Here is a 20,635-nt window from a genome sequence, read left to right on the forward strand (position 1 = left end):
CTCTGCTTAGAAACGAGTGTGCCAAAGCTGGTTGGCCTGTTGCATGGCATCGCTATATGTATCGCACACTCCCATGGTATAGAGCGCAATGCCAATGGTTTCAGTCACTGCCATTTCACCATATTCATGCTGTTTTTCACCCAGCCAAACTGCTTTAAACTCAGCCAAATCTAACTCTTCTTCAATTGGGCTTCGGTTGTCGGTGAGTTTAGGTAGCTCATGTTCGTAGAGTTCACCATTTTTGATGCCGCAGATCAGTGTTTTGGCATCTGGGTTACGTTCAAATTCGCCGCCTTCACCTTTAATGACAGCGCTATTTTTATAGCCCAGTTTAAATGCTGCTTGCTGATGCGAACCACGATAGGCAGGGTGGAAAATAGCTTGCAGGGTTGCTTTGGCATTAAAAGGATTGATCAGGCGCGCAAGGGTATGAATGGGTGAGCGAAGGCCCATAACATTTCGTAGGGAAATTAAGTCACTTAAAATCGGGGAGATGGCGTGCAGCGGTAAATATGCAAAATTACGCGACGCTAATTCCTGTTCCACATCTGCTTGAGTTTGGCAAATATTAAAATCGAGATACTCTAATACCTGTTCAGTATAAATACGGTTAATGGTATGACCTGATGCACCGTGCATCACGACCTTATAACCTGCTTTGGCTAAAGTCAGCGCCGCTAAAAGAAACCATGGATAGTGTTTACGTTTGCCTGCATAAGACGACCAGTCTAAATCGACCTCTAAAGGCGTGAACGGCAGTTGATCTCGTGTGGCTTGAACAAAGCCTGCCAGTTCATCTACAGACTCTTCCTTAACCCGAAGTAGCATCAGAAATGCACCGAGTTGTACATCCAACACTTGATTTTTCAGGATCATATCAAAGGCTTGGTAAGCTTCTTCATAACTGAGTGAGCGTGCACCATTTTTTCCTTTGCCAATAATGCGAACAAACTGAGCAAAAGGGTGCTCAGCATCTTTATAAATATTTCTTTTGTTGTTCATGAAAAAACCAAAGTAAGTGAAGGCTGTGTTGTGTTATTTTAGTGGAACAATCAAAAAAAACAGCACTTTTAATTTTAAATAAATTTTCCACCATTAGACTAAAGTATGAGTAATATTGTTTAGATTTTATACATTATGATTAAAATCAGTTTACTTTGATTAAAGAATGTTAGGTAAAATTTACCCAATAATTGTGACTCGCTAGTTTTTAGTCTCTCCCATTGCAGTAAATGTGAATGAACTGTGATTTTTGTCACAGTGCTGTTGTTTGTACACCATGATTTTTTTACCCGGTGTTTGGATGCGGTCCAAACTGTGGGCTTTTTTGTGTTTATCAGAAAGCCAACTACCTATGAGGAAGTATAGGTATACCGATTTTTTCAGTCTTTTGATTTACAGAAGTATTCGTTATGACTAAGAAACCAATCTATAAGTCACTATATTTTCAAGTTATTGTCGCGATTATTGCGGGTATCTTAGTAGGACATTTTTTCCCTAGTGGTACGCAAGTTATCAATGGCGTTGAAAAATATGTACCCGGCTGGGGCGAGCTTTTTTATCCTCTAGGTCAAGGCTTTATTAAGCTGATCAAGATGATTATTGCGCCAGTAATTTTCTGTACTGTCGTGAGTGGTATCGCGGGTATGGAAAGTATGAAGTCTGTGGGTAAAACAGGCGGTGTTGCGCTACTTTACTTTGAAATTGTATCGACTATTGCACTATTGATCGGTTTACTGGTCATTAACATCTGGAAGCCAGGTGTGGGCATGAACGTTGACCCTTCAACATTAGATACTTCTGGTATCTCAAAGTTTGTTGAATCTGGTCAGCAGCAATCGACTGTCGACTTCTTTATGCATATTATTCCAAACACTGTGGTTGGTGCATTTGCTGAAGGTGAAATCCTGCAAGTGCTGCTCTTTGCCTTGATGTTTGGTTTTGCATTACACAAGTTGGGTGATGCAGGTAAACCTGTACTGAAGTTCATCGATCAAATTTCGCATGTGTTCTTTAACATTGTAAACATGATCATGAAACTTGCTCCAATTGGTGCTTTTGGTGCAATGGCATATACCATCGGTAAATATGGTATTGGTAGCTTGGCGCAACTGGCTCAGTTGATTATCTGTTTCTACATTACTTGTTTACTTTTCATTTTCTTGGTTCTAGGTACTATTTCACGTCTTTGTGGCTTCAGTATTTTGAAAATGATTCGTATGATTCGCGAAGAGTTGTTGATCGTACTGGGTACCTCATCTTCAGAGTCGGTTCTACCGCGTATGCTGAAAAAGCTTGAAATTGCAGGTTGTGAAAAGTCAGTGGTTGGTTTGGTTATTCCAACAGGTTATTCATTTAACTTAGACGGTACCTCAATCTACCTGACAATGGCAGCGATCTTCATTGCACAAGCGACCAATACTCAGCTGGATCTTATGCACCAAGTGACTTTATTGGGTGTGTTATTGATTTCATCGAAAGGTGCTGCGGGTGTAACAGGTTCGGGCTTTATTGTGATGGCAGCGACTTTGTCAGCCGTTGGTCATATTCCAGTGGCGGGTCTTGCACTCATCTTAGGTATTGACCGTTTCATGTCTGAAGCACGTGCCTTAACCAACTTGGTGGGTAACTCATTGGCAACGATTGTTGTTGCGAAATGGGTGGGTCAGTTAGACCAAGAAAAATTAAACTTCGCACTTGCAAATCCAGAAGAAGTAGATCGCCAAATGGCTGTTGAAGAAAATGCTCACGCATAATTTCAGTTCATCTTAAACAGGAAGCCTAAGGGCTTCCTTTTTTTGGCATAAAAAAATGGCCTGATGCGGTCATGACAGTTGCGTTAAAAATGGCTAGCATGTGAACTGAATAATAAAACAACGTCACTACAAGGAAGAAACATGTTGAATTACGATGCAGACTTAGAACTATTTCGCGATAACTTTCGCCGTTTTATGAATGAACACATTGCACCAAACTATGAACAGTGGGAACGAGAAGGATTAATGCCGCGCTCAGTCTGGAATGCCTTGGGTGAAAATGGCTTCTTATGTGTCGATGTTCCAGAGGAATACGGTGGTTACGGTGTTCCAACGCATTATTCACTGATGTTGGTGGAAGAGTCGGCACGTGCAGGTTTTAGTGCTTTATCGACAGGGATTTCTTGTCACTCCGAAATTGCTGCGCCTTATATTTTGCACATTGGAACGGAAGCGCAGAAGCAGTACTGGTTACCGAAAATGGTGTCAGGTGAAGTGGTCGGTGCAATTGGAATGACGGAACCAGGTGCGGGTTCAGACTTACAAGCCATGCGAAGTAATGCCATTTTGCAAGGGGAGCATTATATTTTAAATGGCTCTAAAACCTTTATTTCCAATGGGCAGCATGCCGACCTTGTGGTATTAGCGGTGAAAACTGATCCGCAAGCCCGCGCAAAAGGTGTTTCATTGATGTTGGTCGATACCCACTTAGACGGGTTTAAAAAAGGCACCAACCTCGACAAAATTGGGCTACATTCGCAAGACACTTCTGAGCTGTTTTATGACAATGTTAAAGTGCCAAAAGACCAGTTATTGGGACAAGCAGGTCAAGGTTTTGCTTATTTGATGCAAGAGCTACCACGAGAGCGTACAGCAATTGCAGCAACGGCTATAGGGGCAATTCGTGGTTCGATAGATGTCACTATCCAATACGTCAAAGAGCGTCAAGCCTTTGGTCAACATATTTCGCAGTTCCAAAATACACGTTTTGTTTTGGCTCAAGCCAAGATTGATGAACAAGCCACAGCTGCTTTTTATAATCAAAACGTTGAGCTTTATATGCAAGGTAAGCTGGATGTCGAAACCGCAGCTGCGCTAAAAAGCTTTTCAACAGATATGCAAATGAAGGTGGCAGATAATTTATTGCAGCTCTTTGGTGGCTATGGCTATATGAGTGAATATCCAATTTCACGTTTCTTTGTCGATGCACGTATTCAACGCATCTACGGCGGGACCAATGAAATTATGAAAGAAATTGTCGCACGTAGCTTACTTGGCCGCTAAGCCTTAGATGTTGATATAAACATGTGTCTAAAAAGAGCCTCAAGTAGGCTCTTTTTTTATCGGTTCAGTACCAATAAACTTTCTTGTATAAAGGCGGGGAGATCATATTGGGTTTGTGATGAAATGTATAAATTATTGTCATTCACAACACCTGTGTCATATAGCACGGCACCTGCATCTTTTAAGTCCTGATGAAGGTGATGGATACACGTCATGCGTCTACCTTTCACAACGCCAGCATGCATTAAAATTTGCGGAGCGTCTGCACTGCATAAAATGGGTTTTTGCGTGTTTGCAAAGTGCCTGACAAATAAGATATAGCGTTCATCTTGGCACAGGTTGTCTGGCGAAAAACCGCCCGGGATGAGTAAGGCATCGAAATCATGCACGGAGGCATCATCGATACTTTGGTCGATGGTGACAAAGGCTTTACGCTTTTTGCCATAAATGATTTTTCCAGCCTGACTTTCAAGGTTAATAATACTATGCCGAGCTGCTCGAAATGCTTCTACGGGTTCAGCATATTCGGCATCCTCAAAGTCATAGGTGACCAAGACTGCAATTTTTTTGTGCATGACAGTACCTACAGTTCATTATTGTTTTGTTTTATTGAGACTATAGAGCAATCGCTACTGCTGCATACTCTCTTTGTTATGAATACGTCAACTTAAGTAAAGCATATTTTAAAAGATATTCTAACGCACTGAAATACGGATGAATGGTGATTTTTGTGAAGGTGTAGCAAAATTTTTCAAAGCCTAGACGCAGCTTTAAAAGTGCTGAGTTAAGACCCAAATAGCATCGTCTTAGTGTTTTTGTTGAGCGATGTTATATGCATAACGGCGAGAAGGAAATGGGTCGGGCTCAGTGGTTTTATTGATGTCTATTATTGGGGCAGTTTATTGATAAACTTGATGATTAAATCAACTGTATGTTTTTAGCACTGAAACATGCAAAGTCTTATTGCGCAAGATTTCAAAGCTAACTATTGTTATACTGTTTGCACAATGTATATGAAGGGCGACATAACAATGATCCAAGACGATCAAAACACAACGACTTCTCTTGACCTTAATCAAATCCGTCAGGATATCGACTCTGTTGATCAACAGATTCAACAGCTTATTAACCGTCGAGCGAAACTGGCGGAAGCTGTTGCAAAAGCAAAATTTGCTTCTGAAGAGAATCCAATGTTTTACCGTCCAGAACGTGAAGCGCAAGTTTTACGGAATGTTATGGAGCGTAATGAAGGCCCTTTGTCTGATGTGACCATGGCACGTTTGTTCCGTGAAATCATGTCTGCATGTTTGGCTCTAGAAGCACCGCAAAGTATTGCATTCTTAGGCCCTGTCGGTACGTATACGCACTCTGCGGTGTTGAAGCACTTTGGACATGATGCTGTGGTTCGTCCCTTACCGACGATTGATGAAGTGTTCCGTGAAGTGGAAGCAGGCAGTGCCCACTATGGTTTGGTGCCGGTAGAAAATTCATCAGAAGGTGTGGTCAATCATACTTTGGATTGTTTTAAAGCCTCACACTTAAATGTGATTGGTGAAGTTGAATTGCGTATTCATCACCAGTTTCTTGTGTCTGAAAACACGCGTAAAGACAGCATTAAACAAATTTATGCGCATCAGCAAACTTTGGCGCAGTGCCGTGCATGGTTGGACGCACACTATCCAGGTGTGGAACGTGTTGCTTTAAGCTCGAATGCTGAAGCGGCACGTCGTATTCGTACTGAATGGCATTCGGCTGCTATTGCATCTGATGTTGCAGCAAGTATTTATGACTTAGAAATTTTACACAGCAATATTGAAGATAATCCTGAGAACACTACACGTTTCTTGGTGATTGGTCGTGAAAGAATCCCGCAAAGCGGTAATGATAAAACGTCATTGCTGATTTCTGCACATGATCGTGCAGGTGCATTATTGGAAATCCTTGCACCATTTGCAAAGCACAACATTAGTTTGACCAGTATCGAAACGCGTCCAGCACTGCCTGAAAAATGGGCTTATGTTTTCTTCATCGACTTAGAAGGTCATGTGGAACAAGACAATGTTAAAGCGGCGATTGAAGAGATTCGTCCACTTGTGAAAGAAGTTCGAGTATTGGGTTCATACCCGATTGCAGTACTGTAATCTCTAAGGTGGTTGGGTTTACTCCAAACTCAACCATGTACACCACTTGTAAGAATGGAAAGGTCACATGTCGTTTGCTCCAGCCAATGAAGGTATTGCGAAGTTAAAACCATATCAACCAGGTAAGCCAATCAGCGAATTAGAGCGTGAATTGGGAATGACCGATATTGTTAAGCTTGCTTCAAATGAAAACCCTTTGGGTTGTTCGGACAAAGTAAAAGAAGCAGTTGCTGCTGAATTGGCGGAAATTGGACGATATCCAGACGGTGGTGGTTTTATCTTGAAGGATCAAGTTCATACGCAGTTTGGTGTAGCACATGATTGTATTACTTTAGGCAATGGCTCAAACGATCTACTTGAAATTTTTGCCCGTGCATTTGTTTCAGATAAAGACTCGGTAGTGTATAGCCAACCCGCATTTGCAGTTTATGCTTTGGTCACGCAAGCCATCAATGCTGAAGCGATTGAGGTACCTGCTCAAGGTTTTTCGCATGACCTTGACGCGATGGCGGCGGCAATTAAAGACAATACCAAATTGGTGTTTATTGCAAATCCCAATAATCCGACAGGAACTTGGTTTGAAGAGGCCGAATTTGAGCGCTTCATGCAAAAAGTACCGAGTCATGTGATCGTGGTTTTAGATGAAGCTTATGTGGAATATTTCCCAGAAAACTTTAATAGCTTAAAGTTTTTAGCACAGTATTCAAACCTGATTGTTAGCCGTACCATGTCGAAGTGCTTTGGTTTAGCGGCATTACGTGTTGGCTTTGCTTTGGCATCGGTAGAAGTGACAGACTTCTTAAATCGTATTCGTCAGCCGTTTAACGTCAACCATTTAGCCATGGTGGCAGCAGTTGCTGCACTGAAAGATGAAGATTTTATTAAGAAATCACGTGTGGTCAATAAAGCGGGCATGGTGCAACTTGAAACAGGGTTTAAAGCGCTAGGCCTAAACTATGAGCCTTCTCGTGCCAACTTTATTTTGGTCGATATACAAGCCGATCCTGCACAAACTTTTAATGCTTTATTAAAAGAAGGGGTGATTGTTCGTCCTGTGGGCATCGCCAATCATTTACGAGTATCGATTGGAACTGAAGCTGAAAATACGAAATTTTTAACGGCTTTGGCCAACGTACTAGGTTTAGAGGCGAACGCTTAAATTATGTCTGCGCCACTGTTTGAAAAAGTTGCATTTATTGGTCTTGGACTGATTGGTTCGAGTCTCGCACGGGTGATGATTGCTGAAGGTTTAACCCAAAACATTGTAGCCTCTACACGTTCGGAAAAAACCTTACAGGATGCCAAAGCTTTGGGCTTAATCCAACAGGGGTATAGCGATCCTGTGCAGGCGGTTCAAGGTGCGGACTTGGTGGTTTTAGCCTTGCCTGTTCGTGCAACGCAAAAAGTCTTGGAAACCATCAAACCATATTTGCAAGAACATACGATTATTACCGATGTGGGTAGTACCAAAGGTAATGTGGTCGATGCGGCCAAAGCTGTGTATGGTGAAGCATTGCCTGCTGGCTTTGTACCGGGGCATCCCATTGCGGGTGCAGAACACACGGGTGTGCATGCGGGTAAGGTCGATTTATTTGCAAATCATAAAGTGATTTTGACACCGTTACCGACCAGTGCTGATTGGGCCGTAGAGAAACTGATCCAACTGTGGCAAGCTGCGAAAGCAGAAGTGATTTGTATGGATGTGGCCAAGCATGATGAAGTCTTGGCGCATACCAGTCATCTTCCGCATTTGATGGCTTTTAACTTAGTTGAACAACTGGCAAACCGTGAAGATAATTTAGACATTTTCCGCTATGCTGCGGGGGGATTCCGCGATTTTTCTCGAATTGCGGCAAGTGACCCACAAATGTGGCATGACATCTTTTTTGCCAATAAAAAAGCCATTTTAAATGCCGTAGATGGTTTTGAAAACCAACTGGCAACGATTCGTAAACTCATTGAAGATGAAGATTCACATGCTTTAATGGGCTTGCTTGGACATGCGCAAGCAGCACGCCAGCATTTTAATCATATGCTCGCTCAAAAACCTTTCATGGAGAACAATAAAGTGACGACACAGCAATTCACCATATTACCGGGTAAAAAAAGTTTCCAAGGTAAGTTTAGCGTGCCAGGCGATAAATCTGTGTCACACCGTTCAATCATGTTTGGTGCAATTGCGGAAGGAACGACGCATGTGACAGGTTTCTTGGAAGGTGAAGATGCGTTAGCAACCTTACAAGCCTTCCGTGATATGGGCGTGAGCATTGAAGGTCCTAAAAATGGTGAAGTGACGATTCATGGTGTGGGCGTAAATGGCCTAAAAGCGCCAGCAAGTGCGCTTTACATGGGTAACTCAGGGACTTCAATGCGTCTGCTTTCAGGGATGCTTTCTGCACAAAAATTTGACTCTGTCATGACGGGTGATGCATCACTGTCGAAGCGTCCAATGGAACGTATTGCTAAACCGTTACGTGAAATGGGTGCACAGATTCAAACCACAGGTGAGCGTGGTACACCTCCTGTTTCGATCACTGGAAACCAAGCTTTACAAGGCATTCACTATGACTTGCCAATGGCATCTGCGCAGGTGAAATCTGGGATTTTATTGGCAGGTTTGTGGGCAGCAGGTGAAACATCAGTCACAGAACCAGAACCTACGCGTGACCATACTGAACGTATGCTACGTGCATTTGGTTATGATGTGAAAACAGAGGGCAACCGTATTTCACTGCAAGGTGGCGGTAAGTTAGTCGGTACAGAGATTCAAGTGCCATCAGATATTTCATCGGCTGCTTTCTTTATGGTGGGTGCTGCGATTACTGAAGGTTCAGACGTGACTTTAGAAGCAGTGGGCATTAACCCAACGCGTACAGGTGTGATCGAGATTTTGAAGCAAATGGGTGCGAACATTACCGTTGAAAATGAACGTATTGCAGGCGGAGAGCCGATTGCAGACATTCGTATTCAAGGTACACGTACACTCAAAGGTATTCATATGCCTGAAGATCAAGTGCCATTGGCGATTGATGAATTTCCTGCATTATTTATTGCGGCTGCCTGTGCAGAAGGGCAAACCGTATTAACGGGTGCTGCTGAACTGAGAGTAAAAGAGTCAGACCGTATTCAAGTGATGGCAGATGGTTTAAAAACCATGGGTATCGATTGTACACCGACTGACGATGGCATCATCATCGAAGGTAAAGGTCATTCGGGCGAGTGGGGTGCGATTTTCACTGGTGGCGAAATTGAATCACATCATGATCACCGTATTGCAATGAGTTTCTCAATGGCCGGCTTACGCACCTCTGGTGAAATTAAAATCATTGGTACTGAAACGGTTGCAACCAGTTTCCCGACCTTTACGCAATTAAGCAATCAAGCTGGTTTAGCGATTCAAGTCACTGAATAAGACTAAAGCTTAGATATTTTGTGTGAGAACAGCCAAGCTTTTGCTTGGCTGTTTTGTGTTAAGCCATTATGCTAAACCCATATAACAAAAAAGCCTTTGGGATGATCAATGAGAAAATTACAATTTACAGCACAGCATGGACAGCAGCAGGATGTAAATGAAAGCGGTGTGGTACAGAAGCAGGTACAAGACCTACTGGTTCAAAAGTTAGGTCAATTTGGTTTTGAAACTTTGCCACAAAGTGGTGATCAGGTGGCTGTGAGTGTCGATAATCATACTTTGCCACTGTCTATTACGTGCCAAGGTCATGACGGTGAAGGAAATCTGGTGTGCGAAATTGCCTCTTATCCAGATGAAGAGCAAGACTGGTTAGACCGAATTGTTGAACGAAGCTTGTTGAACCAACTTGCACAAGCAGTTGAAAATACACTAAAAACTGATAAAAGTTTTACTGAGTTTGAATGGAAAGGCTAATTGAATAGATAAAAAATGCTGAATTGGTTTTTCACAATTCAGCATTTTTTAGGACAGAACACGTTTAATATTTTGATGGGTCAACGCGCCTATAACAGGACGTACTGTAAACTTATTCCACACGTAACCAAGTTTGGCTACGTCCCACAGCAGAAACGCCTAAATATCCTCTTAAGAATAGTTTTTTCCCATTTGGGCTAATTTTGCCTTTTAGGCTATACAGCTTGCCTGAAACGGGATCAATGATTTTGCCATGCGTATAATTAATATTATTCTCAGTTTTTAAACCTGTAATCACTTGCATGCCAATAATAGGCTTATCGGTGTAGGGTGCAGGGCAGTTGGTACAGAACTCTTTTGCTGTATAACCTGGACGAGGTGTTGCTTTCAGTGCAGTTCCAGCATAAGTCCCATTGGCTTGCTTTTCAATTTTCACCAGACCTTTGGGTTCTCCAGTTTTATCATCGATATAACGCCAAGTTCCTATAATGTCCTGAGCACAGGCTGATGTGGTGGCTATAGTGACTAAAACTGCCCCGAGAATTGTTTTCATAAAATCCCTGAATATTTTAAAAATTATTTAAATGAATAGCTCTCTCGAGCTAAGATGTTGATTGTATAGTTTATTATTTGAATAATGATGTGCAGAATATATCAAGTTCAAGCGTAGATTGTTGCATAAAGTACCATTAGCAGGATTCAACTCTCACTTATTTTTAAAACAGACATTTGAGAGAGATAGTGCCGATTGAGTTTGGCGCTCAAAAGGAAGCTTAAAATTATTTTGGGAACAGAAGAGATATAAGGGACGACTAATGAAGCTGCTGGAAATGGCTTATTAAGCGTTGGAATAGAAAAAGAGATACATCTAGATTAAAAATAAAAAGTTCAAGAAAGAAAGGGGCTAATGTTAGACAGCCATTTCTTTCTTGAACTGAGTGATGCGTTAAATCCACAAGAAACGTGTAATCGCAATACGTAACTGTTTTAAGTAACCGGTAAAGAAATGGTTTGCACCAGGTAGTACAGTCACTAAATGGCGCTGCGGTTTAGCCCATGTAATCATGTCAGACAGTAAGGTAACTTCATCGGCTTCGCCATGGATGAATAAGATGTCACCTTTAAGTTGTGGCGTTACATAGTGGCGTACACCTGCGACCGTTGCCGTTGGTAGACCACATAAAATGGTTTGTTTTGGTCGAATTTCTTCTTGTAAAGCGTCATAGCATTTTGCCATGACATGCGCACCAAAACTAAAACCACCTGCATAGAAGGGTAAAGTTGTATGTGCTGCACGAGCATGCTTAATCACTTCAAGAACATCATCAGTTTCGCCATGACCTTCGTCGTGTAGACCAACACTTTGACCTGAGCCACGGAAACTTGGACGGTACACAATGCAACCACGTTCTAAGAACATTTGCGCAAGCAATGCAGGAACCTTGTGTTGAGGCGTACCACCTTGGAGTGGATGGGGGTGAGTAACTACCGCGAATCCTTTCACTTCACCCTGTGGATAATCTACAAAAACTTCAATTTGCCCAACTGGACCTTGAATGAACATCTGCTCAGACATAGAGAATCGATACATATAACAGGAGAATGGGCTAGTTTAACCGTTTATGCTTATTAAAAACACAGATTGGCAATAAAATAAGTCTACTGATATAGTCTGTTTAATTGTTTTTTAATCAGGTTATCTATGCTTGCCCTTGTTTCTCCTGCCAAAACTTTAGATTACCAAACTGCTTTACCTACCGATGCGTATACACAACCCAGATTGCTGCAACATTCCCAAGAATTGATCGAAGTTAGTCGCAAACTGTCGGCAAGTGAAATTGCAAGCTTAATGAGTGTCAGTGAAAAAATTGCCACCTTAAACGTCGATCGTTTTCGCGATTGGCAGCCAGAATTCAGCTTTGCCAATGCGCGACAAGCTATGTTTGCTTTTAAGGGCGATGTTTATACTGGTTTAGATGCTTATCATTTGTCAGAGTCGAACATTGAATATGCACAGCAACATTTAAGAATGCTCTCTGGGTTATATGGTTTGCTACGTCCACTGGACTTGATGATGCCGTATCGTTTAGAGATGGGAACCAAGCTGGCTAACCCACACGGACATAATCTGTATGAGTTTTGGGGCAATCACATTACCGATTTAATTAACCAAGATTTAGAACAGGCAGGTTCTAAAATTTTGCTGAATATTGCTTCGGATGAATACTATAAATCTGTAAAAGAAAGCAAAATTCAAGCAGAAATTATTAAGCCTGTGTTTTTAGATCAGAAAAATGGCAAATATAAAGTCATTAGTTTCTATGCCAAAAAAGCACGTGGTTTGATGGCGCGTTATATGATTGAAAACCAAATTGATCAAATTGAAGGGTTAAAATCATTTCAAACAGATGGTTATTACTTTGATACCAACAGCTCATTAAAAGGTGAGTTGGTCTTTAAACGAGATGAACAGGCAGCATAATGCATGGTCATTCCAATGGTGCAGTATACAAAACAGTTTCAGGACTATTGGGCGCTCACCGCAAAGCAATTGAGTTTGGACGACGATACTACTCAAAAGTTCCATGCCTCGCTGTATGACGCCTACAGTGAAGTACAGCGGCATTATCATAGCATTCAACATATTGTTGAATGTTTAGAGCATTTTCATCAGATCAAAACCTACTTAGACGATACTATATCTGTTGAGTTGGCCATTTGGTTTCATGATGTCATTTATAACCCGCAAGCACATGACAATGAGCAGCAAAGCGCCGATTATATGCAACGGATGCTTGAAAATGTGCTTGGAGCTGAGCAAATTGCAAAGATCTATGCATGGATTTTGGCAACCAAAGCACATGCACCGACAGCTGACACTGATTTGGCTTATCTATTGGATATTGATCTAGCTATTTTAGCCAGCGATCCTATGCGTTTTGCTGAATATGAACGCCAAATTCAGCAAGAATATGCTTGGGTTGAGCCCTCACTTTATGTGAAGAAGCGTCAGCAAGTGTTAAAGCACTTTTTAGAAAAGCAGCTACTGTACCAGACGCCATTTTTCCAAAAGCGCTATGAGCGTCTGGCTAAGCAGAACTTAGCCCAAGCTTTGGGTGATTAAAGCCCTTTAAATGCTTCAATGGCACGAATACGACTCGATTTTAAATCGACGATTGGTCGGGGATAGTCCAATTCCATATTCTGCTGCTTCGCATAAGGCTCATGAATGCTTTTGGCATTTAAATGTGCAAGCTCTGGTAGCCACTGTCGAATATAGTCACCATTGCTATCAAATTTCTGAGATTGGCTCACAGGGTTAAAGACTCGGAAATAAGGCACAGCATCGGTGCCCGTGGAGGCACACCACTGCCATCCGCCATTATTGGCAGCTAAGTCACCATCAGCCAAATGTTGCATAAACCATTGCTCGCCCAGACGCCAATCAATCAACAAGTTTTTAGTTAAGAACATTGCGACAATCATACGAACTCGATTATGCATCCAGCCTGTCGCAAGTAGTTGTCGCATGCCTGCATCCACAATTGGAATACCAGTACGACCTTGTTGCCACGCGTTTAAATCTTCAGGCGAATCTCGCCAAACAATACGCTGTGTGTTGGTTTTAAATGGCAGGTGTTTAGAGACATGCGGAAAATCAAATAAAATATGCTGATAAAACTCTCGCCAAAGTAATTCATCTAACCAAGTCTGCTGACCTGTGTTATCAATCATAAATTGGCAGTGTTGAGCACGAAACAGGGCATTGAGACACTGTCGAATCGATACGATCCCGAGATTTAAATAAGTTGAAAGTTGACTGGTGCTATTTAAAAATGGAAAGTCTCTCTCTTTTTGATAGTCACTAACTTTGTGATCAATAAAATCATCGAGCACTGAAAGCGCATATATTTCCGTTTCAGGCCAATAGGCTTTAATTTGATTTAACTCATTCGTATTCACATCAATCAGTGATTCAATGTGTGGAATGGCTGTATTTAAATCGGCAGGAAGCTGTATAGGTTGCTGTGCAGAAGGGAGAGGGTAACACTGCGGTAAGCCAATATTTAAGCGCTCATAACAGGTTTTTTTAAAAGCGCCAAAGACTTGATAGGGCTTACCAGATTGGTTACGAATACTGTTTAAGGGAAAGAGGGTTCGATCTTGGAAGAGCGTAAATTCAATGTGTTGCTGATTTAAGCATTGTTGAACTTCGGCATCCCGCTTAAGCTCATTCACGCCCATTTCGATATTTGCAAAGATTTTTTGTACTTGCAGTGTATGACACAAAGATGAAAGCTGAAGTGGAATATCTTGCCACAGTGGAATATTTAGAATGAGCAAAGGAATATTCAGGTTAGCAAGGTTTTGTTTTAAATCGTGCAATTGTCTGACATATAAATCAATTTTTACAGCCGCGTCATGATGTAATAGCCACTGTTGTGGGGATAGGATTACTAAAGCTAGCATAGGTCCATGTTGGCTTGCATGCCAAAGTGCAGCATGGTCGTGTATGCGAAGATCTTGTCTAAACCAAATTATGTTCATAAAAGGTTAATCAACTGTAATTTTTTGAAATATAAAATATTACAAAATTGAGCACTTTAATCATATTCTTTTCTCACTCGTTTAACTTAATCTTATGTTATTGAAATAATTAAATCAGAAAAAACTATAAAGTGTGAAGATGCTTTTTATCTGATAAATGTGTTGCACTTTGTATTATTTGTTATGATTTGTAATCATGCTAGTGCAGTTGTGGATATTGTGAATGTCATGAAAAAAATTCTAATCCCTATTTTTGTAGCTGCTGTTTGTTTGCTTGGGTTTGCTGTTTTTCAGGATACAGAAACGAAAAAACAGCAACAGTTGAATCAACTCATGAACAGTGTTGAGCCTAAAGTGCAAAAGTTGAGTCCTCTCTCAAAGGCAAAGGTCGTGCCTGAAAAAGTCAGTAGCCCGCTTCAAAGTGATGCTGAAGCAATAATCGAGCAGGTCTCTATTAAAGTACTTTGACGCTTAAGATAGAATAAAATCATGTGTAAATGACTTATCATGTTGAATTTTAATTAAAAATAAATTTAAAACAATTAAAAATCAGTGTGTTATAATTCGCGCCAAGATATATTGAATTTTAGATTTTGAGTCTAAAATGACGTTTTTGTTGAAAGCTGCATACGGTTTATGCGGCTTTTTTGTTTAGGTATATATGGTTCGACCCTGCGTTTGAACCATTCATGGCTAAATAAACTTTTCCTGAATTGAGGAAATTTGGCATATTCATTGCTTTAACTTCCAGAAATTTAATCAGATTTTCATCGTACTGAGTGTCGAAATTTTTTGGCAGTTATACAGTTTTAAAAGTTTATTTACAGGGGCTAGGTCATGACGACTCCTAATCCATCTTCAGAAAATATGCTCGAGCGTATGTTCAAACTGAGTGAAAATAAAACCAGTTTTCGTACAGAGCTTCTTGCAGGTGTAACCACATTCTTAACCATGTGTTACATCATTATTGTGAATCCAATGATTTTATCCGAAACGGGGATGGATCATGGTGCTGTCTTTGTAGCGACTTGTCTTGCAGCCGCAATTGGCTGTTTGGTTATGGGTATTGTTGCAAATTATCCAATTGCATTAGCACCGGGTATGGGCTTAAACGCTTACTTTACCTATTCGGTGTGTATGGGTATGGGTGTGCCTTGGCAGACTGCTTTAGCTGCAGTGTTTGTATCAGGTTTGGTGTTCATTGCGATCAGTATGTTTAAGATCCGTGAAGCCATTGTGAATGCAATCCCAATGTCGCTTAAGCTTGCGATTGGCGGTGGAATTGGTTTATTCCTTGCGTTGATTGCTTTAAAAAATGCAGGCGTTATTGTGGACAATCCAGCGACTTTGGTTGGATTGGGCGACTTAAAGCAACCGACGGTTCTTTTGGCTTTATTTGGCTTCTTGATGGTGGTTGTACTGCATCACTTTAAAGTGCGTGGTGCCATCATTATCAGCATCTTGGCTTTAACTGCAATTTCAACAGCAATGGGCTTAAGCGAGTTCAAAGGTGTTGTTGGTGAGATTCCATCAATTGCTCCAACATTCATGCAAATGGACTTTGAAGGTCTATTTACGGCAAGCTTAGTGGGTGTCATCTTTGTATTTTTCTTGGTCGATTTATTTGACTCAACAGGTACATTGGTTGGCGTGTCACACCGTGCAGGCTTACTGAAAGATGGCAAGCTTCCACGTTTGAAAAAAGCATTATTTGCAGACTCAACCGCAATTGTTGCAGGTGCAGCATTAGGTACATCTTCGACGACACCATATATTGAGTCGTCTGCGGGTGTTGCTGCTGGTGGCCGTACAGGTTTAACCGCAGTTGTGGTCGGTGTGTTATTTATCTTATGTTTGTTTTTAGCACCCTTAGCTCAATCTGTACCTGGTTTTGCAACAGCTCCAGCATTGTTATTTGTTGGCGTGTTGATGATTCAGGGGATTACCCATATTGATTGGGATGATATTACTGAAGCCGTTCCTGCGTTCTTAACCATTGTATTTATGCCATTTACCTACTCAATTGCAGATGGTATTGCGATGGGCTTTATTAGCTATGCATTGGTTAAATTGTTCACCGGTAAAGCGGCGACTGTACCGTACATGGTGTGGATTGTAGCTGTGCTTTGGGCATTAAAATTCGCGTTATTTGGTGGCTAATTCATCAAATAGTGATAAGGGTGTAAACTCAGTTTACGCCCTTTTTTATTTTTAAAGAGGAAAAGATATGAGTCAATTGGAGCTCATTCGTGCTTTACCAAAAGCTGAATTGCATGTGCATATTGAAGGGACATTTGAGCCAGAACTCATGTTTGCAATCGCACAGCGTAATCAAATAGACATTCCTTATAAGTCGGTTGAAGAAGTAAAACAGGCTTATAATTTTCACAATTTGCAATCATTTTTAGACATCTATTATGCAGGTGCAAATGTACTGATTCATGAGCAAGATTTCTACGACTTGGCTTGGGCGTATTTTGAAAAATGTGCCGAAGACCGTGTAGTGCATACCGAAATGTTTTTTGATCCACAAACGCATACAGACCGCGGTATTGCTTTTGAAACAGTGATTAATGGTCTGCAACGTGCATGTGATGATGCCAAGGCAAAATTTGGCATTAGTTCGCATTTGATTATGTGTTTCTTGCGTCATTTAAGTGAAGAAGCAGCCCTTGAAACTTTAGCACAGGCATTGCCGTATAAAGATCAAATCATTGGTGTAGGCTTGGACTCAAGCGAAGTTGGACATCCTCCTTCAAAGTTTGAACGTGTCTTTGCTAAAGCACGTGAAGCAGGCTTTTTAGTGGTTGCGCATGCGGGTGAAGAAGGTCCAGCAGAATATGTGTGGGAAGCTTTAGATTTGCTTAAAGTGAATCGTATTGACCACGGTGTGCGTTCTGAAGAAGATCCTGTATTAATGCAGCGTTTGATCGCGGAGAAAATGCCACTGACAGTTTGTCCACTCAGTAACTTAAAGTTATGTGTCGTTGAAGATATGGCACAGCACAATATCCGCCGTTTGTTGCAACAAGGTGTGCAAGTGACGGTAAATTCAGATGATCCATCGTACTTTGGTGGTTATATGAATGATAACTTTATTGCTATTACAGATGCGTTAGATTTAACAGCAGCTGAGCTAAAACAATTGGCGTTAAACTCTTTTGAAGCGTCGTTTATTTCGGCAGAAGACAAGCAAAAATGGGCGGCTGAAATTGCAGCCATTGCTTAATCTGATGTCCTTTTAAAGACAGAGTTCGCTCTGTCTTTTTTATGTGAGGTCGATATGAAAAAAATCATTGGATTGCTTGTGGTTATTTTTGCACTTTTTGCAGTTTATTTGCTCAAAACGGATACTGAGTTAACTCAAAAGCTATTAAAGCCAGTGGTGGTGTATCAGTGCGGTATTGAGCTTGAAGCGACAAGGCTGTGGAAAGTCAGTACAGCATTGATTGGTGAAGATAAAAAGAATCAGCTGCAAACGCAAATCTGTGGTTGCGTGGGTGAAAATGCACTAAAGGATATTCCTGCGACAACCTTGTTACGTGCAGTGGTTGATGAACAAGTCAAAAAACAAGTGGTACAACAGGGTGTGTTGAATACGCTGAAAGGATGTGTGGTAGATGAAGTCCTAAAAGGAACACATTGATGCTTTTAGGCTGATTCAACTTGGTCTTACTTTGCTTGTTTGGTCATGCTATTTAACACATTATCTTTATCGATAAAGTGGTGTTTCAAAGCTGCGGCAATATGACCGACCAAGAGCAATCCTGCTGCCCATGAAATCCAGATATGTAAAGGTTTCACAATCGCGAGTAATTCAGGATTGTCTTGTACTAAACGAGGAATTTCAAAAAGGTACAACACTGGTGCAGGATGCCCAGCACTCCAGCTAAATAAACAGCCAGTAATGGGCAAAGCCAACAAAATGAAATATAAAGCCAAATGACCGAGGTGGGCCATTTTTTGCATTAACGGTGACATGCTGTCTGGAAGTTTGGGTGCGGGGTGGGTATAACGCCAAAAGATACGAATCACCACCAGAAAGATAATCGTGGTTGCAATGTTCTTATGTAAGGTAATGACATCCCCTTTAAAGCTACCATCAGCATCATAACTGAGGAAGTTTCCGCTATAAAACCCAATCAGCCAAGCAGCAATAAAGATAATTGCCATGAGCCAATGCAGAATTTGAGCGGTACGCGTGTAATGGGTATTTGCCGAGTTCATTAGATTCACATCCATTTTTATGTTGCGCTATTTTATAGAACTATAGATAGGTCAAAAATGTAGTAGATGCAATATAGCGTTGATATTCTGCAACGCTGTACAGACCAGTGACGCATGACTGATCTAAAACTGTGCAATAAGCGAAAGATATTAAAATGGCATGGAAATAGTGTTTCCGTAACTAGCAAAGATTTGGCAAAATACGCGCACTTTAACTGTTATAAATGGATATATCCGTGAAAAAAATGATTGCAGTGCTTGCTCCTTTGGCTTTGATCCTTTCGGCTTGTACAACGACTGATATGGCAACGACCAATACGACGACCACCACGCAACAACTGGGTACAGCAGCGCTTAAAATTGCCATTAATGCAAAATGTACGACTGAGTTGAATAATCTACCAGCATGGAAAACAGCAACCAAATTTATGACGGCTGATCAAAAAACCGATATTCAGGCTGAAATTTGTGGTTGCGTAAGTGAAAAAGCCCCACAAAATATTACCGCTGTCGATGTGGCAACAGCGGCCATTGACCCTGCGGCACGTACAACTATTATTAGCAATGCAGTAACCAAAACCATCAATGCATGTGTGGCTGAAGCGGTGAATTAAGTTGTGATATATCAAAGAAGCGGGGACATGCCTGGCTTCTTTGCAGTTTTTTTGTACTTTTTGGCGTTTATCTTTTATATTGATGTGAATAATAACAATTGAAGCCTGATTTCTTTTACAACAAAGGGTGTATCTGTATGAAAAATGATAAGTTAATTCTCTGTTTGTTTGGCTCGCTTATGCTTTCCGCGTGTGTGTCGAATCCTTTATCTAGCTCAGATGATGGAATCTCGGCTATTAAAATGGCCTCACATGCAAAATGTATGGATGAAATCGAAACTAATCCGACATGGATCATGGGCAGTAAGCTGTTATCAGAAGACCAAAAACAAAAGAAAAAACGTGAAGTATGTAGCTGTGTGGGTGATAACTCACCCAAAGTGTTGTCTAAAGAGCAGTTGGCTTTGGCGGCAATTGATCCCAAAGCAAAGGCAACCTATGGCGCTTTAGCAGCAACAAAAACAACAGCCACATGCGCCTCTGAAATGCTAAACTAAGCCGAATAAATTGTTAAGTTTTTAAAATGGCTGTTGATCAGCCATTTTTTATGAGAGTAGAAAATGCAAATTGCAGGTGCAGATGAGGCAGGGCGCGGCCCTTTAGTGGGTTCAGTGGTCGCTGCTGCGGTAATTCTAGACCCGAATAACCCGATACAAGGGTTAAATGATTCCAAAAAACTGACCGAAAAAAAACGTGAAAAACTTTTTGTCGAAATTCAGGAAAAAGCATTGGCATGGGCGATTGCTGAGGCGAGTGCTGCTGAAATTGATGAGATCAATATTTTACAAGCATCTTTGCTTGCGATGCGCCGCGCGGTTGAACAGCTTGCAATACAGCCCGAACATGTCTTGGTTGATGGTAATAAAATTCCACAAGGCTTGAGTATGAGTTGTGAGGCAATTGTGGGTGGGGATGCTTTACATGCTGAAATCTCAGCAGCAAGTATTTTGGCCAAAGTGACACGTGACCATCAAATGATTGAGATGGATCGAAAATATCCTCAGTTTGGTTTTGCCAAACACAAAGGTTATCCAACCAAAGCGCATTTTGAGGCGATTGCTGAACATGGGGTCATTGACGAGCATCGTCGTAGTTTTGGGCCTGTAAAGAAAGTGATCGAGGTACTTGAGCAAAAATAGACTGGGTAAAAATTTAAAGCGGCCAATCGGGCCGCTTTAT

The 20,635-nt window shown here is 41.3% G+C and carries 21 protein-coding genes; 15 read left to right on the forward strand and 6 right to left on the reverse strand.

What is annotated here, in order from left to right; genetic code table 11:
* Positions 1-6: 6 nt before the first annotated feature.
* On the reverse strand, positions 7-1,002 hold the full coding sequence (locus MF4642_RS11940) for a glycosyl transferase family protein (protein WP_078426357.1): 996 nt from the start codon (positions 1,000-1,002) through the stop codon (positions 7-9).
* Between the two features lie 410 nt (positions 1,003-1,412).
* On the opposite strand from MF4642_RS11940, the gene MF4642_RS11945 reads away from it, so the two are divergent.
* Positions 1,413-2,756, forward strand: a complete 1,344-nt coding sequence (locus tag MF4642_RS11945; RefSeq protein ID WP_078426358.1) for a dicarboxylate/amino acid:cation symporter — start codon at positions 1,413-1,415, stop codon at positions 2,754-2,756.
* Between the two features lie 141 nt (positions 2,757-2,897).
* Positions 2,898-4,040 carry an acyl-CoA dehydrogenase family protein gene (locus MF4642_RS11950; RefSeq protein ID WP_078426359.1) on the forward strand — a complete coding sequence of 381 codons (1,143 nt, stop codon included), beginning with the start codon at positions 2,898-2,900 and terminating at the stop codon, positions 4,038-4,040.
* Between the two features lie 56 nt (positions 4,041-4,096).
* Here the strand turns inward: MF4642_RS11950 and MF4642_RS11955 are convergent, their stop codons facing one another.
* Positions 4,097-4,615 carry a DJ-1/PfpI family protein gene (locus MF4642_RS11955; protein ID WP_078426360.1) on the reverse strand — a complete coding sequence of 173 codons (519 nt, stop codon included), beginning with the start codon at positions 4,613-4,615 and terminating at the stop codon, positions 4,097-4,099.
* 456 nt (positions 4,616-5,071) lie between these two features.
* Between MF4642_RS11955 and pheA the strand changes: the two genes are divergently transcribed.
* From pheA to MF4642_RS11975, 4 genes are all read left to right on the forward strand, one after another.
* On the forward strand, positions 5,072-6,181 hold the full coding sequence (gene pheA, locus MF4642_RS11960) for a prephenate dehydratase (protein WP_004696123.1): 1,110 nt from the start codon (positions 5,072-5,074) through the stop codon (positions 6,179-6,181).
* A gap of 67 nt (positions 6,182-6,248) precedes the next feature.
* Positions 6,249-7,340 (forward strand): histidinol-phosphate transaminase, encoded by a 1,092-nt coding sequence (gene hisC, locus MF4642_RS11965; RefSeq protein WP_078426361.1) that lies wholly within the window; start codon positions 6,249-6,251, stop codon positions 7,338-7,340.
* Positions 7,341-7,343: 3 nt separating this feature from the next.
* Entirely contained in the window at positions 7,344-9,593 is a 2,250-nt protein-coding gene (locus tag MF4642_RS11970; RefSeq protein ID WP_078426362.1) for a bifunctional prephenate dehydrogenase/3-phosphoshikimate 1-carboxyvinyltransferase, read from the forward strand.
* Positions 9,594-9,701: 108 nt separating this feature from the next.
* The gene (locus MF4642_RS11975; protein WP_078426363.1) at positions 9,702-10,067 is read left to right on the forward strand and encodes a hypothetical protein; all 366 of its coding nucleotides are present in this window, start codon (positions 9,702-9,704) and stop codon (positions 10,065-10,067) included.
* Positions 10,068-10,179: 112 nt separating this feature from the next.
* Here the strand turns inward: MF4642_RS11975 and MF4642_RS11980 are convergent, their stop codons facing one another.
* Together MF4642_RS11980 and MF4642_RS11985 are read right to left on the reverse strand one after the other, a co-directional pair.
* On the reverse strand, positions 10,180-10,620 hold the full coding sequence (locus tag MF4642_RS11980; protein ID WP_010327146.1) for a DUF2147 domain-containing protein: 441 nt from the start codon (positions 10,618-10,620) through the stop codon (positions 10,180-10,182).
* A gap of 393 nt (positions 10,621-11,013) precedes the next feature.
* Positions 11,014-11,643 (reverse strand): alpha/beta hydrolase, encoded by a 630-nt coding sequence (locus MF4642_RS11985; protein ID WP_010327145.1) that lies wholly within the window; start codon positions 11,641-11,643, stop codon positions 11,014-11,016.
* 126 nt (positions 11,644-11,769) lie between these two features.
* On the opposite strand from MF4642_RS11985, the gene yaaA reads away from it, so the two are divergent.
* Positions 11,770-12,549 carry a peroxide stress protein YaaA gene (gene yaaA, locus MF4642_RS11990; RefSeq protein ID WP_078426364.1) on the forward strand — a complete coding sequence of 260 codons (780 nt, stop codon included), beginning with the start codon at positions 11,770-11,772 and terminating at the stop codon, positions 12,547-12,549.
* Positions 12,550-12,564: 15 nt separating this feature from the next.
* Entirely contained in the window at positions 12,565-13,191 is a 627-nt protein-coding gene (locus MF4642_RS11995; RefSeq protein ID WP_078426376.1) for a metal-dependent hydrolase, read from the forward strand.
* Here the strand turns inward: MF4642_RS11995 and MF4642_RS12000 are convergent.
* Positions 13,188-14,615 (reverse strand): cryptochrome/photolyase family protein, encoded by a 1,428-nt coding sequence (locus MF4642_RS12000; RefSeq protein ID WP_078426365.1) that lies wholly within the window; start codon positions 14,613-14,615, stop codon positions 13,188-13,190. The two genes, MF4642_RS11995 and MF4642_RS12000, sit on opposite strands and share 4 nt — an antisense overlap.
* 162 nt (positions 14,616-14,777) lie before the next feature.
* Between MF4642_RS12000 and MF4642_RS12005 the strand changes: the two genes are divergently transcribed.
* From MF4642_RS12005 to MF4642_RS12020, 4 genes are all read left to right on the forward strand, one after another.
* Positions 14,778-15,083 carry a hypothetical protein gene (locus tag MF4642_RS12005; protein ID WP_227518546.1) on the forward strand — a complete coding sequence of 102 codons (306 nt, stop codon included), beginning with the start codon at positions 14,778-14,780 and terminating at the stop codon, positions 15,081-15,083.
* 369 nt (positions 15,084-15,452) lie between these two features.
* Complete coding sequence (locus tag MF4642_RS12010) at positions 15,453-16,775, forward strand: NCS2 family permease (RefSeq protein ID WP_004696144.1); 1,323 nt, start codon at positions 15,453-15,455, stop codon at positions 16,773-16,775.
* A gap of 67 nt (positions 16,776-16,842) precedes the next feature.
* Complete coding sequence (locus MF4642_RS12015) at positions 16,843-17,844, forward strand: adenosine deaminase (protein WP_078426367.1); 1,002 nt, start codon at positions 16,843-16,845, stop codon at positions 17,842-17,844.
* 54 nt (positions 17,845-17,898) lie between these two features.
* Complete coding sequence (locus tag MF4642_RS12020) at positions 17,899-18,261, forward strand: hypothetical protein (RefSeq protein ID WP_078426368.1); 363 nt, start codon at positions 17,899-17,901, stop codon at positions 18,259-18,261.
* Positions 18,262-18,287: 26 nt separating this feature from the next.
* On the opposite strand, the gene MF4642_RS12025 is transcribed toward MF4642_RS12020, so the two are convergent.
* The gene (locus tag MF4642_RS12025; protein WP_004696150.1) at positions 18,288-18,842 is read right to left on the reverse strand and encodes a cytochrome b; all 555 of its coding nucleotides are present in this window, start codon (positions 18,840-18,842) and stop codon (positions 18,288-18,290) included.
* 236 nt (positions 18,843-19,078) lie between these two features.
* On the opposite strand from MF4642_RS12025, the gene MF4642_RS12030 reads away from it, so the two are divergent.
* The 3 genes from MF4642_RS12030 (at position 19,079) to rnhB (ending at position 20,595) form a co-directional block, all read left to right on the forward strand.
* On the forward strand, positions 19,079-19,456 hold the full coding sequence (locus MF4642_RS12030) for a hypothetical protein (RefSeq protein ID WP_017396847.1): 378 nt from the start codon (positions 19,079-19,081) through the stop codon (positions 19,454-19,456).
* 137 nt (positions 19,457-19,593) lie between these two features.
* Positions 19,594-19,953, forward strand: coding sequence for a hypothetical protein (locus MF4642_RS12035; protein WP_078426369.1), 360 nt, complete (start codon positions 19,594-19,596; stop codon positions 19,951-19,953).
* A 63-nt stretch (positions 19,954-20,016) separates the two neighbouring features.
* Positions 20,017-20,595 carry a ribonuclease HII gene (gene rnhB, locus MF4642_RS12040; RefSeq protein WP_004696156.1) on the forward strand — a complete coding sequence of 193 codons (579 nt, stop codon included), beginning with the start codon at positions 20,017-20,019 and terminating at the stop codon, positions 20,593-20,595.
* The last annotated feature ends 40 nt before the right edge of the window (positions 20,596-20,635 follow it).

This window comes from Acinetobacter sp. MF4642 (genome assembly GCF_002018925.1).
Taxonomy (GTDB): Bacteria; Pseudomonadota; Gammaproteobacteria; order Pseudomonadales; family Moraxellaceae; genus Acinetobacter; species Acinetobacter johnsonii.